Annotated in this window: 21 protein-coding genes; 15 read left to right on the plus strand and 6 right to left on the minus strand. The window is 45.9% G+C overall.

The annotated features are described in order from the left end of the window. The first annotated feature begins 19 nt into the window (after window positions 1–19). The 5 genes from CKW00_RS02065 (at window position 20) to mtnN (ending at window position 3,482) form a co-directional block, all read left to right on the plus strand. Complete coding sequence (locus CKW00_RS02065) at window positions 20–700, plus strand: O-methyltransferase (RefSeq protein WP_180962591.1); 681 nt, start codon at window positions 20–22, stop codon at window positions 698–700. Continuing rightward, entirely contained in the window at window positions 690–1,337 is a 648-nt protein-coding gene (udk, locus tag CKW00_RS02070; RefSeq protein ID WP_095821152.1) for a uridine kinase, read from the plus strand. Before CKW00_RS02065 ends, udk begins: the two co-directional genes overlap by 11 nt. A gap of 91 nt (window positions 1,338–1,428) precedes the next feature. Then, window positions 1,429–1,905 carry a transcription elongation factor GreA gene (gene greA, locus CKW00_RS02075; protein WP_095821153.1) on the plus strand — a complete coding sequence of 159 codons (477 nt, stop codon included), beginning with the start codon at window positions 1,429–1,431 and terminating at the stop codon, window positions 1,903–1,905. Between the two features lie 84 nt (window positions 1,906–1,989). Further along, window positions 1,990–2,781 (plus strand): YrrS family protein, encoded by a 792-nt coding sequence (locus CKW00_RS02080; RefSeq protein ID WP_095821154.1) that lies wholly within the window; start codon window positions 1,990–1,992, stop codon window positions 2,779–2,781. A gap of 20 nt (window positions 2,782–2,801) precedes the next feature. Beyond that, the gene (mtnN, locus tag CKW00_RS02085) at window positions 2,802–3,482 is read left to right on the plus strand and encodes a 5'-methylthioadenosine/S-adenosylhomocysteine nucleosidase (RefSeq protein WP_095821155.1); all 681 of its coding nucleotides are present in this window, start codon (window positions 2,802–2,804) and stop codon (window positions 3,480–3,482) included. 116 nt (window positions 3,483–3,598) lie between these two features. Here the strand turns inward: mtnN and mnhG are convergent, their stop codons facing one another. The 6 genes from mnhG to mbhE are packed head-to-tail and all read right to left on the minus strand — an operon-like array spanning window position 3,599 to window position 8,878. Next, the gene (gene mnhG / locus CKW00_RS02090) at window positions 3,599–3,958 is read right to left on the minus strand and encodes a monovalent cation/H(+) antiporter subunit G (protein WP_008588715.1); all 360 of its coding nucleotides are present in this window, start codon (window positions 3,956–3,958) and stop codon (window positions 3,599–3,601) included. Further along, on the minus strand, window positions 3,939–4,250 hold the full coding sequence (locus CKW00_RS02095; RefSeq protein ID WP_095821156.1) for a Na(+)/H(+) antiporter subunit F1: 312 nt from the start codon (window positions 4,248–4,250) through the stop codon (window positions 3,939–3,941). The genes mnhG and CKW00_RS02095 overlap by 20 nt, the downstream gene beginning before the upstream one ends. Further along, entirely contained in the window at window positions 4,250–4,726 is a 477-nt protein-coding gene (locus CKW00_RS02100) for a Na+/H+ antiporter subunit E (RefSeq protein WP_095821157.1), read from the minus strand. The genes CKW00_RS02095 and CKW00_RS02100 overlap by 1 nt, the downstream gene beginning before the upstream one ends. Before the next feature lie 6 nt (window positions 4,727–4,732). Next, entirely contained in the window at window positions 4,733–6,217 is a 1,485-nt protein-coding gene (locus tag CKW00_RS02105; RefSeq protein ID WP_095821158.1) for a Na+/H+ antiporter subunit D, read from the minus strand. After that, a complete protein-coding gene (locus tag CKW00_RS02110; RefSeq protein ID WP_095821159.1) occupies window positions 6,210–6,548 on the minus strand; it encodes a Na(+)/H(+) antiporter subunit C in 339 nt (112 codons plus the stop codon). The genes CKW00_RS02105 and CKW00_RS02110 overlap by 8 nt, the downstream gene beginning before the upstream one ends. Before the next feature lie 2 nt (window positions 6,549–6,550). Then, on the minus strand, window positions 6,551–8,878 hold the full coding sequence (gene mbhE / locus CKW00_RS02115; RefSeq protein WP_095821160.1) for a hydrogen gas-evolving membrane-bound hydrogenase subunit E: 2,328 nt from the start codon (window positions 8,876–8,878) through the stop codon (window positions 6,551–6,553). A 461-nt stretch (window positions 8,879–9,339) separates the two neighbouring features. Here mbhE and CKW00_RS02120 point away from each other — a divergent pair, with 461 nt between their 5' ends. The 10 genes from CKW00_RS02120 (at window position 9,340) to CKW00_RS02165 (ending at window position 15,789) form a co-directional block, all read left to right on the plus strand. Further along, the gene (locus tag CKW00_RS02120) at window positions 9,340–9,885 is read left to right on the plus strand and encodes a YqeG family HAD IIIA-type phosphatase (RefSeq protein ID WP_095821196.1); all 546 of its coding nucleotides are present in this window, start codon (window positions 9,340–9,342) and stop codon (window positions 9,883–9,885) included. A 16-nt stretch (window positions 9,886–9,901) separates the two neighbouring features. Further along, on the plus strand, window positions 9,902–11,002 hold the full coding sequence (gene yqeH, locus CKW00_RS02125; RefSeq protein ID WP_095821161.1) for a ribosome biogenesis GTPase YqeH: 1,101 nt from the start codon (window positions 9,902–9,904) through the stop codon (window positions 11,000–11,002). A 17-nt stretch (window positions 11,003–11,019) separates the two neighbouring features. Beyond that, on the plus strand, window positions 11,020–11,850 hold the full coding sequence (aroE, locus tag CKW00_RS02130; RefSeq protein ID WP_095821162.1) for a shikimate dehydrogenase: 831 nt from the start codon (window positions 11,020–11,022) through the stop codon (window positions 11,848–11,850). Between the two features lie 4 nt (window positions 11,851–11,854). Then, window positions 11,855–12,145, plus strand: a complete 291-nt coding sequence (gene yhbY, locus CKW00_RS02135; protein WP_008588734.1) for a ribosome assembly RNA-binding protein YhbY — start codon at window positions 11,855–11,857, stop codon at window positions 12,143–12,145. A 15-nt stretch (window positions 12,146–12,160) separates the two neighbouring features. Continuing rightward, window positions 12,161–12,730, plus strand: coding sequence for a nicotinate-nucleotide adenylyltransferase (locus CKW00_RS02140; protein ID WP_095821163.1), 570 nt, complete (start codon window positions 12,161–12,163; stop codon window positions 12,728–12,730). Next, window positions 12,717–13,301, plus strand: a complete 585-nt coding sequence (gene yqeK, locus CKW00_RS02145; protein ID WP_095821164.1) for a bis(5'-nucleosyl)-tetraphosphatase (symmetrical) YqeK — start codon at window positions 12,717–12,719, stop codon at window positions 13,299–13,301. The genes CKW00_RS02140 and yqeK overlap by 14 nt, the downstream gene beginning before the upstream one ends. Beyond that, window positions 13,294–13,650, plus strand: coding sequence for a ribosome silencing factor (gene rsfS / locus CKW00_RS02150; RefSeq protein ID WP_008588740.1), 357 nt, complete (start codon window positions 13,294–13,296; stop codon window positions 13,648–13,650). Before yqeK ends, rsfS begins: the two co-directional genes overlap by 8 nt. Further along, entirely contained in the window at window positions 13,647–14,369 is a 723-nt protein-coding gene (locus CKW00_RS02155; protein WP_095821165.1) for a class I SAM-dependent DNA methyltransferase, read from the plus strand. Before rsfS ends, CKW00_RS02155 begins: the two co-directional genes overlap by 4 nt. Before the next feature lie 192 nt (window positions 14,370–14,561). Then, window positions 14,562–15,161 carry a helix-hairpin-helix domain-containing protein gene (locus CKW00_RS02160; RefSeq protein WP_095821166.1) on the plus strand — a complete coding sequence of 200 codons (600 nt, stop codon included), beginning with the start codon at window positions 14,562–14,564 and terminating at the stop codon, window positions 15,159–15,161. 58 nt (window positions 15,162–15,219) lie between these two features. Further along, window positions 15,220–15,789, plus strand: a complete 570-nt coding sequence (locus CKW00_RS02165; protein WP_095821167.1) for a ComE operon protein 2 — start codon at window positions 15,220–15,222, stop codon at window positions 15,787–15,789. The last annotated feature ends 32 nt before the right edge of the window (window positions 15,790–15,821 follow it).

The following is a 15,821-nucleotide window of genomic DNA, read 5'->3' on the forward strand; positions in this document are numbered from 1 at the left end:
CGGAATTTAATAAAGGAAGATGTCTATGAATAATGATAACGAATATATCAGGGAACTCCTTCCTGATTCGGAAGGCCATATACGTGAGATGGAAGAATACGCAGCAGAAAATCACGTACCTATCATGGAGAAAGACTCCATCCATTTTCTCAGACAGATGATACGTCTTCAAAAACCCGCAGTCATTCTGGAAATCGGAACTGCAATCGGTTATTCTGCTATTCAGATGGCCGAGGCGTCTCCGGGGATGCGTGTCGTATCTGTAGAAAGAGATGCCGGACGGTATGAAGAGGCGAGGGAAAACAGGGAAAAGTCTCCCTGTGGAGCTGATCTCATTCTTTACCATGGAGACGCTCTTGAGATGAAAGACGTTATACAGAAGGAAGGGCCGTTTGATCTATTATTCATCGATGCAGCAAAAGGACAGTACAAACGGTTTTTTGAGCTATACACGCCTCTTTTGAGGGAAGAAGGGGTAATCGTCACCGACAACGTGCTATTCAAAGGGCTGGTGGCCGACCCGGATAATGCTGAAAAAAGGTTTGGAAAGATTGCCGGGAAAATCCGCAGTTTCAACGACTGGCTTATGCAGCTTGAAGATTTCGAAACGTCCATCGTCCCTTCAGGAGACGGCGTGGCAATCACTACCCGGAAGCCCAGAAGACCAAAGAGGGGAGAAAAATTTTCAGATGAAAGATAAACCGATTGTAATAGGAGTAGCCGGTGGTTCCGGTTCCGGAAAAACCAGTGTGACAAAATCAATTATTCAGCAGTTCACAGAACAGTCCATATTAATGATAGAGCAGGATTACTACTATAAAGATCAGTCTCATCTCCCTTTTGAGGAGAGACTGAATACGAACTATGATCACCCTCTTGCTTTCGACAACGATCTGTTAATCGAGCATATCAACAAATTGATTAAACGGGAACAGATTGAGAAACCGGTATATGATTATAAAATGCATACCCGCTCCGAAGAAACGGTGCAGGTGGAAGCGAGAGACGTAATTATCCTCGAAGGCATTCTGATTCTCGAGGACGAAAAACTTCGTGATCTTATGGATATCAAGGTCTTCGTAGATACTGATGCGGACGTCCGCATTATACGAAGAATGCTCCGTGACATCAATGAGCGGGGGAGGACGCTGGACTCTGTCATAGAGCAGTATACGAACGTTGTGCGTCCCATGCACCTGCAATTTGTGGAGCCGACGAAACGCTATGCGGACATCATTATACCGGAAGGCGGACAGAACTATGTCGCTATTGATATCATGGCTACGAAGATCCATACTATTCTGAGAGAGCGGGGCCTCATCCCGGACAGCCTTTGATACGGGAAATTATTTGACTGTTTTTCATAATTTGGTAAAGTATAGAGAGATTGTTATGAATAGTGGAGAAGTTCATTAAGGAGTGTAAAAAATGGCAGAAGAAAAAAGCTTTTATATGACAGAAGAAGGTAAAAAGAATTTAGAAAGCGAACTTCATGAATTGAAGACAGAGAAACGTAAGGAAGTAGTGGAACGTATAAAAACAGCGAGAGATTTCGGGGATCTTTCCGAGAACTCTGAATATGATGCTGCTAAAGATGAACAGGCTTTTGTGGAAAGCCGTATTCAGCAGATAGAAAATATGATCAGAAATGCAGTTATCATTGAAAATACGTCCGATAATCCGGATGTCGTGACTCTCGGTAAAAGCGTCACATTTCAGGAACTTCCTGACGGAGACGAAGAGGAGTATACGATTGTCGGTAGTGCCGAAGCCGATCCTTTCGAAGGTAAAATCTCCAACGAATCTCCGATGGCGCAAAGTCTGCTGGGTAAAGAAATAGGGGATAAAGTTACGGTACAGACTCCGGCAGGTGATCTGAAAGTTAAAATTATATCGGTTTCATAAGCAGGAATACATTTCCTGCTTTTTTGCTATATTCATCTTTTTTCAATACGTAGTATAATACATATGTGAAGGAGGATTTCTTACATGAGTGAATCGAAAAACAATTCCAGACAGGAACGGATGAAAGAAAAAAGAAAGAAGAAGACGGTAGTTTCGGCAGCGATTGTATTAGTGGCCGTGCTCCTGTTGTTCTGGGTGGCAGGCAGCCTGACGGGAGGAAATGATCAGCAGGCGGATGATCAGTCTGCTTCCGGCACGGAAGAAACGCAGTCCGGAAACGGGAGCTCGGGCAGTGAAGAGGAGTCTGAAGGCGGGAGTTCACAAAATGAGTCTTCCTCAGATAAAGATTCTTCCGGAGAGAATGAATCTACCTCAGATAAAGATTCTTCCGGAGAGAATGAATCTACCTCAGATAAAGATTCTTCCGGAGAGAATGAGTCTTCCTCAGATAAAGATTCTTCCGAAGAGGAAAAGAATTCAGACGAGGAAAGTTCTTCAGACGAAGAAAAGTCTTCCGGTGATGAATCGGATGAAGATGCATCCTCTGAAGAAGAGCAGAAGGAAAACAGTGAGGAAGACGGACAGTTCGAGGTTGTAGAAACGGAACAGGATACTTCAGGGTCTCACAGAGTCACTTACGACCGGGGCTCACAGGACTGGAATGAGATTTTGCAGGCAGCCGCTAATGCTGCCGGTCTGAACCGGAGCGACATGATCGCCTGGAGGGTCGAAAACGGCGGCGGACCTCAACTGGTGAATACCGTTGTTTCGGACAGTCAGCAGAATAGTGTTTACCGTGTGCTCATCGAATGGCAGGAGGGGCAGGGTTACAAGCCGATTGAAAAAGAAGTTTTAGAGAATAACCCATACGATTGATGGAATAAAGGAGCTTTTGGATGAGTGTAGGTATAATTGGAGCGATGGATCAGGAAATAAAGCATTTGAAAGAAGCGATGGAAGTAGAAGAGGAACGTACAGTAGCAGGGCAGGTTTTTACGAAGGGGCAATTAAATGGAAAAAGCGTAGTACTGTTATTGTCAGGTATAGGGAAAGTGAATGCCGCCATGTCCACTACCATTCTGCATGAAGAGTTTGACATAGACTACTGCATCAATACAGGTTCTGCAGGCGGTTTTGATTATGAACTGGAAACAGGAGATATAGTCATCTCTGAGACCGTTCTGCACCACGATGTGGATGCTACCGCATTCGATTACGTTCACGGTCAGGTCCCGGGGATGCCGGCTGTATACCCTGCCGATAAACAGCTTGCTTTTGATGCACTGCGTCAGCTTAAAGAAATGGGGCTGAACGGAAAACTGGGGGTCATTGCTTCCGGAGATACGTTTATGCAGGAAGAAGTGAGAATCAACGAAGTGAGAGGACGTTTTCCCGAGCTTATTGCTGTCGAGATGGAAGCTGCCGCGGTGGCGCAGGTATGTTACAGGTACAACACTCCATTCGTCGTCATACGCGCCCTGTCCGACGTGGCAGGAAAAGAATCGGCTGTATCTTTTCAGAAGTTTCTCGATCAGGCTGCGAAAAATTCCACCGATTTAATCAAAGCTCTCATATAGTCAGAAGGGAATAGTCAGAAAAAAACCCGGAGAAGGGAGGATGCATACTGCATCTTCTCTGCTCCGGGTTTTGTATGGATTAAATAAATTCCTGTCCTCAGGAAAAAGCAGCCGGGTTACTCTTCAAAAGTTTCTTTGTAGTCATCTTGGACCGCTTCCTCAGAAAGAGGAATACCGCTTTTGTAGGCGGCACGACCGATCATATGAGCGGAGACGGGGGCTGTGATGAGAACGAACAGAATACCGAGCAGCAGTTTTCCGCTGACGATGCCGTGTTCGTTAAGCATGAAAAGAAAAGCCCCCAGCATAAGGCCGGCCACACCGAGAGTTGAACTCTTGGTAGCGGCGTGAAGGCGTAAATATACGTTTTTGAACCTTACTACTCCCAAAGCTCCGGAAAAAACGAAAAACGTGCCGGAAAGCAGGAAAAATATAATCAGAATATCTATCAGCAAATTAATGATTGTCCCGTTCAATAATAACACCCTTTTCTATGAATTTCGCCAGGGCGATCGTTCCTATGAAAAGAAGTATCCCGATCAACAGGACCACATCGTTCAGTTTTGTTGTAACGAGAAGAATAGTCACCAGTCCGGCCAGCGCCATCAGAGTAATGCCCATTACGTCGAGGGCTACGGCCCGGTCAGGGTTGGTGGGCCCTTTGATCACCCGGTACAGTAACATGAAAATAGATATCCCGACGCCTGCGATGGCCACCTGGGTTGAGATTTCCATAATGGTCCTTGTTACATTCAATGCATTTTCCATCAGCGGGTCACCTCCATAATCGCTTTCTCAAAAGTGTCTTTGATATCTGATATGGAGGATTCAATATCAGGAATATCCATGGCATGTATATACAATGTCTCCTGGTCTTCGCTTACCGCAAGTGAAAGAGTTCCCGGGGTAAGAGAAATCAGGTTGGCCAGAAGCGTCACCTCCCAGTCGCTCTTCACCTCGAGAGGGAGAGCGAAAATCCCCGGGCGGTTATCCAGGTCCTTTTTGTAAACGAATTTCACGATGTCGATAGAGGACATAATGAGTTCCCTGATGAACAACAGAAGCAGCAGGTTCACTTTCCAGACTCTGTTCAGATAGAAAGGGCTTTTAATGAATCTCCGCATGACGAAGAGGAGGAAAATCCCTAAAATATATCCGACCACGAAAGTTGAGAAGTTATATGTTTCACTCAAAAACATCCACATAACAGCGATAATAATGTTTAAAACTATTTGAAATGGCATAGACGTTTACTCCTTAAGGACAGATTCAATGTATAATTCAGGGTTCATAACATAATCGGCGATAGACGAAACCGCAGGATAGAACATCTCTGCACCCACACCGAGAAGAATGGAAAGGCTGAGAAGGATACCGATCGGCCAGGTCATCGCGCCCAGAGAAGGTTTCTGTTTCGGTAGCTCCATTATATCAGCTGCTCCCCAAAATCCTCCAATGAATATCCGGATCATGGAAAACAGTATCCCGAGACTGGAGATTAAAGCTACGATTACAATCAGAATCTCTTCCTGATTCAGTCCTCCCTGAAGCAGCAGAAGTTTCCCTATAAATCCGCTGAAGGGCGGGATTCCTGCCAGTACCAGGGTGGATAGAAAGAACATCCAGCCGAGAACCGGATAATGGTGGATGAGTCCTCCCATCTTCTTCAGATCGGACGTGCCGGCAGCATAAGTGACAGCACCGATCAGAAGGAATAAAACGGCTTTAATAATCATGTCATGGACCAGGTAGTAAATGGACCCGGCAATGGACGTTTCCGTGAAAATGCCGATCCCCATCAGCATAAAACCGACAGCCGGAATTACATTATAGGCTATGATCAACTTCACGTTGTTCGTTGATAATGCTCCTATTACCCCGAATATCATCGTGAACATCGCCAGGTAAATGAATAGAGTATGCGTCAAACCGACTTCATAGTTGAAGATGAGCGTGAACGTACGGAGGATGGAGTACACCCCTACTTTGGTCAGAAGCGCTCCGAACAATGCGGATACGACAGCGTTAGGCACGGTATAGGAAGAAGGGAGCCAATAGTAAAGAGGAAAAACAGCCGCTTTTGTAGCAAAAACGAAAAACAGTAGTATACCTATTACGGTAAGTACGCCCTGCTGTTCGACCTCACCCACTCTTTCGGCCGCCTGCGCCATATTCACTGTACCAACTACCGAATAAAGGAACGAAATAGTGGTCACAAAAAGCATAGAGGAGAACAGGTTGATCAAAATATACTTCAGTGACTCCCTTAACTGAGCTTTTCCGTTCCCGAGAACAATGAGTCCATAAGAAGCCATGAGCAGTACTTCAAAGAAAACGAACAGGTTGAAGAGGTCTCCGGTCAGGAAGGCTCCGTTCACCCCGGCAATCAGCAGGAAGAAAAAGCTGTAAAAGTAAAACTCTTCCTGGATCCGGGAAAGTGATTTCGGTGCATAAATGACCGCTGCCGCTGCTACGACAGCCGTGGTCATAGTCAGAAGGGAAGACAGGGGATCAGCCACTATGACGATACCGAAAGGCGCCTCCCAGCCTCCGACTTCAAGCACATAACTGCCTGATTCCTGTACATTCAAAAAGACGAAAATAGTAAGGGCCAGATGAAGCATCGTCGCTATGATTGAAAAAATTCTTGATGCAATTAAATTTTTGTGGAAGAAAGCTACCAGTATCCCTGCCAGAAACGGCAGGATGATAGGCAGTACAGCTAAATTACTCATAGTCGTTACCTCTCAGTTTTTCCATATTGTCCGTGTGATTTATCTTGGATGCCCGATAAGCTAATACTAGCAGGAGGCTGGTAACTCCGAAGCTGATAACGATGGAAGTAAGGATCAGCGCCTGCGGGAGAGGGTCGGTGTAATTTTCCACACCGTCGGTCAGCACAGGAGCAGCCCCTTCTTTCAACTTACCCATAGTAAGGATAGTCAAGTGAGCACCGTGTGAAACGAGCGCTGTTCCTATGACAATCCTCAGTAACTGTTTTTGGAGGAGGTTGTACACGCCGGTCATAAACAAGAGACCGGCGAGGACGGACATCACTATTTCCATTCTTATTCCTCCTTCTTATTCTTGATTTTGATCAGGCTGTAAATAGCCATAGCTGCGATACCGAGAACGGCGATCTCAAAAATAGTATCCAGTCCCCGCATATCTACGAGGATGACGTTTACTATATTGTCTCCGCCTCCCAGTTTATAGGAGTTTTCGACAAAGTAACTGGAAATCGAATCAAACAACTTACTACTGTGGGAAGAGATCGCTACAGTGGTAACGAGCAACCCGAACCCTATGGAAATGATCCAGTTGGATATCTGATCCGGTCTGGATTCATCCCTGCTGTTAAGCGAAGGGAGGTGGTAGAATACCAGCAGAAACAGTGCTACTGTGACCGTTTCAATAATCAGCTGGGTAAGAGCAAGGTCGGGGGCCCGGTAGATGATAAACAGCATGGCAAGCCCGTACCCGACCACTCCTAGTATCAGAATAGCCGCAATCCGATTGTTCGTAAATATCGTCCCGAGCGCAGCAATAGCCATTGTGATCGCTACGATGATTTCAATCGTGGTGACTGGTGCAAGTTGTGATGTATCTATCGCAAACCCATCCGTAAGGAAGAAAAACGAGAAACTGACTATTATAATAGCCCCGAGTATCAGTTTCATATAAAGAGCAAGAGAGCCGTTCATATACCCTCTGGTCAATTTCGTCGAGAAGGTCACAGACTTATCGACTGTGTAATCATAGGCCTTGTTCATGCTCAGTATACCCGGCACGTAGTTGTAGACGGTACTCCATCGAGGGATGGTCAACGCCAGTATCGTTCCGAAAGCCACCACCGTCAGAGACATGATGAGCGGAAGGTTGAACCCATGCCAGAAATATATATCCTTGGAAACGTCTCCGCCGTAAACGGCTGATGCTGCATGACTGATGAAAGGTTCATTGATGAAAGACGGGAATAGTCCGATAATCACTACGAGCAGCACCAGAATCGCAGGAGAAATAAGCATACCCACAGGTGCTTCGTGCGGTTTTTTTGGCAGTTTTCCAAGGTTCGCCCGTCCCCGGAATGTTCCGAAGAAAAAGTACATGGAATATACGAATGTAAAAATACTTCCAAAAACCGCCAGATAAGGAACGAGGCTTGCGACTATCGACGCAAACTCTCCCTGCCCGCTCAGATCCAGCGATGATAAAAAGAACATTTCTTTACTGTAGAATCCGTTTAAAAACGGAAGCGGGAAACCTGCCATCGAAAATACGCCGAACATAGCCAGAGTCGCGGTCATCGGTAAGTAATTCATTAGACCGCCCAGCTTGCGGATATCCCGTGTTCCGGTTTCATGATCGACAATTCCCGCGACCATAAACAGACTTCCTTTGAAAGTGGCATGGTTTAAAATGTGGAACATGGCTGCAAATACAGCTACTTTCGTACCAAATCCTAACATAGCCATAATCATACCAAGCTGACTAATGGTTGAGAAGGCCAGAATCCCTTTCAGATCCGTCTGTCTTACCGCCATATAGGAACCCCAGCACAAAGTGAGGATTCCGAAGCTGGAGACGATGATGAAAAACCATTCGGAAGAAGACAGCATAGGTGAAAAGCGGGCTACGAGATACAGTCCCGCTTTTACCATGGTAGCCGAATGCAGATATGCACTGACCGGCGTCGGAGCTTCCATAGCGTCCGGTAACCAGATGTGAAAAGGAAACTGTGCCGATTTTGTGAATGCTCCTAATAATAGAAGTGTAAGGATTAACGGGAAGAATTCACTATTTAAAATAGCTTCACTGTCACCCAGCATCTGCTGGATACTCGTAGTGCCGGTGATGGAGTGCATGAAAACGAGCGCCCCGAGAAGGCTGAGTCCGCCGAACACCGTAATGAGCATCGACTTCAGAGCACCGTATCTGGAAGCGTGTTTGTGGTTCCAGAACCCGATCAGAAGAAATGAAGACAGGGAAGTGAATTCCCAGAAGCTGTAAAGTGCATATACGTTATCGGAAAGCACTACTCCGAGCATAGACCCCATGAATATCAGAAAGTAAACATAGAAGTGGCCCAGTTTTTCTGTCGTATGTAGATAGTAAATAGAATACAGACCTACCAGTGTCCCTATACCTGAAATAAGAAGCACAAACAGAAGGCTTAAGCCATCCAGATGAAAAACCAGGTTCATGTCGAGAGAGGGAATCCAGCTGTAGCTTTTCGTTACGCTGCTGAAACCTCCTGCAAAGAAACTGGCAAAATAAATGAATATTATAAGCGGTACAATTGTAGCCACTATACCTGTATGAAACTTTTCTTTCCATTTGCTCAGGAAAGGGATGAAAATAGCAATGATAAATGGTAATAATACGGGTAGTATCATCTAAAGGTGCCTCCCTCAATCTCTCGTCCTTTTAGAATGTCTTCTCAATTGTAATCAAAAACACAGTTATTATTCAACTAATCTTTCTTCCTGTGCAGCAGATACATACACCATTTTGTTTATTTATTAAATAGGAAGAGACAGAGGGTTCGAGACTAATAAAAATTCTTTGCAGGGGACGGATTATCGGTTTTCCGGAACGCCTGAGCGTGTACATATACATAAGTAGCAGTGTGAAACCAAAGGAACATAAGCGAAAAATAAGTGCCGGGTCATTGGAGAGGTTACTAACGGATGACATGTGAGGTACAATAGGGTAGTTATCTGAACAGTAATTTAATAAAATAAAACAGAACAGTTAACATATAAACAATCATAGATTATCTGACATTATGAATGTCCCGGGGAGAGAATCAGCTGTTAAGAATAGAATGGCTTTGAACCCTGAGCAATTTTTGTATATGATTGAAAAGGTATATATCGGAACGGGGAGTGAGAAGCAGGTGTTTAATATATTTATTCCTGACAGGCATGCAAACAACATTCTGGAAATAACTCCGGAAGAACTTGAAAAAGAGAATGTTAAAGGTATCATTACGGATCTCGACAATACACTTGTCGCCTGGGACGAGCCGGACGCTCCGGAGGAAATAATAGAGTGGTTCAAAAGGATGGGAGACGCTGGAATTGAGATAGTAATTACCTCCAACAACAATGAGAACCGCGTCAAACTTTTCTCCGAACCTCTGGACAAGTCCTTTATCCATAGTGCCAGAAAACCACTGGCGCGGGCTTTTCAGAAAGCGAGAAAAGATATGGGACTTAAGAAAGAAGAAATCATCGTAGTAGGGGATCAGCTCCTGACAGACGTACTGGGCGGGAACCTGGCCGGGTATTACACAGTACTCGTTACCCCTATCGTAGACAGTGACGGGTTCTGGACGAAGATAAACAGAAGAATAGAAAAAGTCATTATGAAGAATCTCAAACATAAAGGAAAAATATAACATGGGAGGTCCAAATATGGACAAATTGATATGCGCAGGGTGCGGCGCGGAAATCCAGACGGAGGATGAATCGGCAGCGGGTTACGCTCCGAAGTCGGCACTCGAAAGAGAAACGGTGATCTGCAAGCGGTGTTTTCGGCTGAAACACTACAACGAAGTACAGGATGTCGATTACGACGATGACGATTTCCTGGAAATGCTGCAGCAAATTAACGATACAGACAGCCTGGTTGTACAGCTTATAGATATATTCGATTTTAATGGCAGTCTGATCCCCGGCCTGAATCGTCTGACGGGGAACAATCCTGTCATACTTGCGGCGAATAAAATGGATCTACTTCCGAAATCGGTGAACCTCAACAAAGTTGAGAAATGGCTGAGACGGGAAGCGAAGGAAGCAGGCCTTCTCGTGGAAGACGTCCATCTTATCTCCGCTTCCACGAACCAGGGGATCGACGAACTTGCCGAAGCGATTGAACAGAACCGGAGTCGGAAGGATGTATTTGTCGTGGGCACGACGAACGTCGGGAAGTCCACGCTTATCAATGAGCTCATCAACCGGTCGACAGGAATCAAGGATGCGATTACTACATCTTACTTCCCGGGAACTACACTCGGATTCATCGACATCCCGCTGGATGATCACAGCTCTCTATATGACACGCCTGGTGTAATTCAACGTCATCAGCTGGCACATTACGTTTCGGATGAGGATCTCAAACTCATCACTCCCCAGAAAGAAATTAAAGCGAAAATCTATCAGCTGAACGAGGAGCAGACCCTCTTTTTCGGTGGCCTGGCACGTATGGATTTCGTTAAAGGGGAGCACTCTTCCTTTGTATGCTATCTTTCTAACCGTATACCGATCCATCGTACGAAGATGGAAAAAGCCGGGCATATCACCGAAAACAGGATAGGGGAAATGCTCGTGCCTCCGGATGAGAACTCATTATCAAAACTGCCTCAGTGGAAGCGGCAGACTTTCAGAGTTCCTGAAGGAAAACACGATGTAGTCATATCCGGGCTCGGCTGGATCATGATTCCCGAGGGTGAAGTCACTGTCCACATCCATGCACCCGAGGGAGTGAAAATTTCCCTTCGCGAATCACTTATTTAAAAAGAGGGAGGTCTTACATGTTACAATTAGGATTGATCGGATCACCGCTCGGACACTCTTTATCCCCGTGGCTTCACAGCAATTTCCTGGAGCAGACAGGACTGAAGGGTGAATATCAGTTGATGGAGATTAAGCCGGAGAATTTCTCCGGGGAAATCAGCACGTTGAAAGACAGGGAAATGAACGGGTTTAATGTAACAGTTCCTTTCAAAAGAGAAATCATTCCGTTTCTGGACAGCATTGATGACCGGGCTTCCCATTTGGGAGCCGTAAATACAGTGGTAGTGCAAGATGGAAAATGGAGGGGGTATAACACTGACGGGGACGGCTATCTCGAATCAGTCCGTGCTGTCTACCCTGACATCATTTCCTCTGCCGAGAGGGTGCTCATCATCGGAAGCGGGGGTGCCGCCCGGGGAATCGCTTTTTCTTTAAGTGGTTTATCGCTTAAAATCGACATTACGAATCGCACTCCCTCCAGGGCCGAAGAGCTGCTTTCGGATCTTCCGGAAGCTGTTCGGGGCCGCGTTTTAACACTGAATGAAGCTGCCCTTGCGCTGGATGAATATGATTGGGTGATCCAGACCACTTCAGTGGGAATGGCACCGAAGCCGGAAGAAATTCCGATTGATGTAAAGAAAGTGAAAGAAGATGCTTTGTTCAGTGATATAGTGTACAGGCCGCTTGAGACCCGATTTTTGCTGGAAGCAAAAAGAAAAGGAGCTAGAGTTCATTACGGGCATCTGATGCTGCTTTATCAGGCTGCTTACTCATTTGCTCTTTGGACGAACGAAGAAGTGCTGCCCGCTTCTTTAATAACAGAAATGGAATCGAAACTGGAAGGATGATATCATGCTCACAAGTAAACAAAAGAAACACTTAAGGAAATTATCCCATAATATACAGCCTATATTCCAAATTGGAAAAGGCGGTCTGAACAGCAATCTGGTCGTTCAGATAGACGAAGCACTGGAGAAAAGAGAACTGATTAAAGTCAGTATTCTTCAGAACTCGATGGAAGAACCATCTGTTGCTGCAGAAGAAATAGCGCAGGATACAGATGCTGAAATTGTACAGGTGATCGGAGGAACGATCATCCTCTACAGAGAATCGGAAGAAAATAAAGAGATCGAGCTTCCTTAGAAGGAGCGTACTTAAATGGAGAAAATAGGTTTGTTTGGAGGTACGTTCGATCCTCTTCACATCGGTCACATGATTCTTGCAGAAGCTGTTCGGGAAGCTGAGAAGCTTGATGAGGTATGGTTTATCCCCTCTCACCTTCCTCCACACAAAGAGAAAGCTTCCGTCAGCGGCAGGGATCGTATGGAGATGGTGAGGGAGAGCATCAGCCAGAATGAAAAGTTCAAAGTCTGTGATCTGGAGCTCCTGAGGGGTGATAAATCCTACACTTTGAAAACGGTACGTGAGTTGAAAGAACGGTATCCGGATAAAAAGTTTTCTTTCATCATAGGCGGAGACATGGTCGAGTCTCTCGGAAGCTGGTACCACATTGAAGAGCTTATGCAGGAGGTTTCGTTTATCGGAGTGAACCGGCCCGGTTACTCATTCGGAACTGATTATCCTGTGTCGAAGGTGGAAATTCCTCCTCTGTCTATATCTTCCAGTGAAATAAGGGGAAGGATGGAGAAGAATCTGACCATCCGCTATATGGTACCCGAGCCGGTTTACTTTTATATCAAAAGGAAGGGTCTGTATGAACACGAATAGAGAAGTGCTGAAAGAGTTTGTCCGCCCTCATTTAACAGAGGAACGGTTCAGACACACCATCCGGGTGACGGATACTGCGCATCAGCTGAGTGGCAGATTCGGCGGAGACAGTGATAAAATTGAGGAAGCGGGTATGCTCCACGATTATGCCAAGTTCAGGCCGAAAGAGGAAATGGCCCGCTGGATTTCCGGGAGCGTGGAGCTGCCGAAGGATCTTCTGGATTATTCCCCGGTTCTCTGGCACGGACCGGTAGCTGTGAAGATGCTTGAGAAGGAATGGGGGCCGTTGCAGCCGGAGGTACGTACAGCCATCGCTTCCCATACGACGGGGAAAGCTCATATGTCCCTGTATGATAAAATTATTTTCCTGGCCGATTATATAGAACCTGCCCGTGCTTTTCCGGGAGTGGAGGAAGTGAGGGAGATCGCCGAAGAGAGTCTGGACCAGGCCTGTCTCGCTGCCCTTACCAATACGATCGGTTTTCTGATGAAGAAGAAGCAGACCGTCTACCCGGATACGTTTCATGCTTATAACGAACTACAACGAAAACAGGAGGAACATTATGGATAGTAAAGAACTTGTGAAAATAGCGGCTCAGGCCTGCGACGATAAAAGGGCCAACGATATAGTTGCTCTGAATATGGAAGGAATTTCACTGATCACTGATTATTTCCTGATCTGCGACGGTTCCAATGAAAGACAGGTGCAGGCTATTGCCAAGGAAGTGAAAGACCAGGCGGATAAAAATGGAATTGAAGTAAAGCGCGTAGAAGGAGAAAAGACAGGAAGATGGATTCTTGTAGACCTTGAAGATGTTGTATGCCACATCTTCCACAAAGACGAACGCGACCATTACAATCTCGAAAAACTATGGGGAGATGCCGAAACAATGTCACTTGAAGGAATAGCGAGTTCATGAGTTACGGGCAGTTAGCCGTCGTTTACGACCGGCTGATGGAGGATGCTCCATATGATGAGTGGAAAGCATTTTTTCTGAACGTTTTATCAAACGAAGAGGTCCGTGCCGAATATGTACTTGAACTCGGGTGCGGTACCGGTGAAATCACTCAGCGGCTGGAAGAGGAAGGTTTTAAGATGACCGGCGTCGACCTGTCGGAAGAGATGCTTGCGATCGCTTCCTCTAAACGCAACTCCTCCGTCCGCTGGGTGCAGCAGGATATTGCAAACCTAGAAGGCCTGCGGGGATACGGGGCGGTCATCAGTTTTTGTGATGTAGTCAACTACATCACAGAAGCGAGAGGACTTGAATCGATGTTTCTGAACGCTTATGAGGCTCTCGAAGAAGGAGGGGTGTTCATCTTTGATATCCATTCGCCTTCCCATGCCCATGAACATATGTCGGGTCAGACTTTTGCAGAAGTTTATGATGACCTCAGCTATATATGGTTCTGTGATGAAGAGGACGATGTGATGACTCATGACCTTACATTTTTCGTAGAACATGAGGGGGTCTACCGTCGTTTTGATGAAGTGCATCATCAGCGCATATACCAACCGGACTATATCCGTAAAGCGCTATCGGATGCCGGCTTTGAAATTTCGGGTGTTTACAGCGACTTTTCGATGGATGAAGCAGAAGACGGCGACCGGTTATTTTTTGTATGTAAAAAGGTGTGATAACTTCACATCTTTTTTTCATAGGTGTGTAACTTAAAGGGACGTAAAAGAGGAATATGAGAATAAATGTCGAATATTTACTTACTGACACCATCCCCCTCAAATAACACATCATAATCAATTACCACTATCCATCCCCTTCCTTTTCGTCTCCGATGTCCACTTTCTCCTCCCGGATATGGAGGCTCGGATATGACGTTCATAAAAAGATATTGGCCGGCGGGCATCGTACTTATTATCGTTATCAGCCTATTGTTCAATTTTACGACCGGCAGCAGAGAGGAAGTACTGCAGCAGAAAGAAAACCCTTTAATCACAAAGGCGGAGCCGGAGGGCAATGATGAAGCAGAAGTTGCCGAAGTTGCCGAAGGTGATCTGATCGTCGATGTTAAAGGGGAAGTCAACGCCCCGGGCATCTATGAAGGGAAAGCCGGGATGAGGGTATATGACGCTGTGGAGATGGCCGGAGGGTTTACCGATCAGGCGGACGAGGCGAGCGTAAATCTCGCTCAGAAACTTGAGGACGAAATGGTGATTCTTGTAACAGTTGATACCGGGACGGAGGGCGGCACAGCCGTGGCCGTTTCGGAGCAAGGCGACAAAGTAAAAATTAATTATGCCACAGTGGATGAAATAACCACCATCAATGGTATAGGACCTTCAAAAGCAGAAGCTATTATAGCCTACAGAGAAGAAAACGGAATGTTCAGGAAGCCCGAAGAACTTTTGGAAGTCAGTGGGATAGGAGAGAAAACTCTTGAAAATATGGAGGAATATATTCTGATCCCCTGAAAAGATTTGACGGAGCAGGTGGAAATATTTAAACTTTTTCAAAAAGGATGTGAGAGCAATGGCTAGAATTGCATGGGACCAATATTTCATGGCCCAGGCTCATTTACTCAAGTCGAGAAGTACGTGTGAACGCCTTTCCGTCGGAGCAGTGATAGTAAGAGAAAAGAGAATGATCGCCGGAGGTTATAACGGAAGTGTCACCGGTGGTGTTCATTGTACAGATGAAGGGTGCTACGTTGTGGACGGTCACTGTATCAGAACGATCCATGCAGAGATGAACGCGCTGCTCCAGTGTTCCAAATTCGGAGTAGCCACAGAAGGCGCAGAGATATATGTAAGTCACTTCCCGTGCGTGCATTGTACAAAAGCTATCATCCAGGCGGGTATCAGAGCGGTGTATTATGGGGGGGATTATAAAAATCACCCTTATGCCGTAGAATTGCTTCAGCACGCAGGCGTACATACAGAAGAAGTACCATCGACAGTAGCTATAAGAGATTCCGAGGAAGAGAGCCGGCTTATGGATGAAATGCTGGAACGTCTGAAGGAAAAAGACGATCCGGAGTACGAAGAGTTCCGCAGGAAAGTTGAGAACCTTACGAATGAACGGATAAGTTCAAATCTGTGAAGGGGAAATGGCATTTTCCCCTTCTCTGTTTT

It is taken from the genome of Salimicrobium humidisoli, from assembly GCF_002295105.1.
Taxonomy (GTDB): Bacteria; Bacillota; Bacilli; order Bacillales; family Halobacillaceae; genus Salimicrobium; species Salimicrobium humidisoli.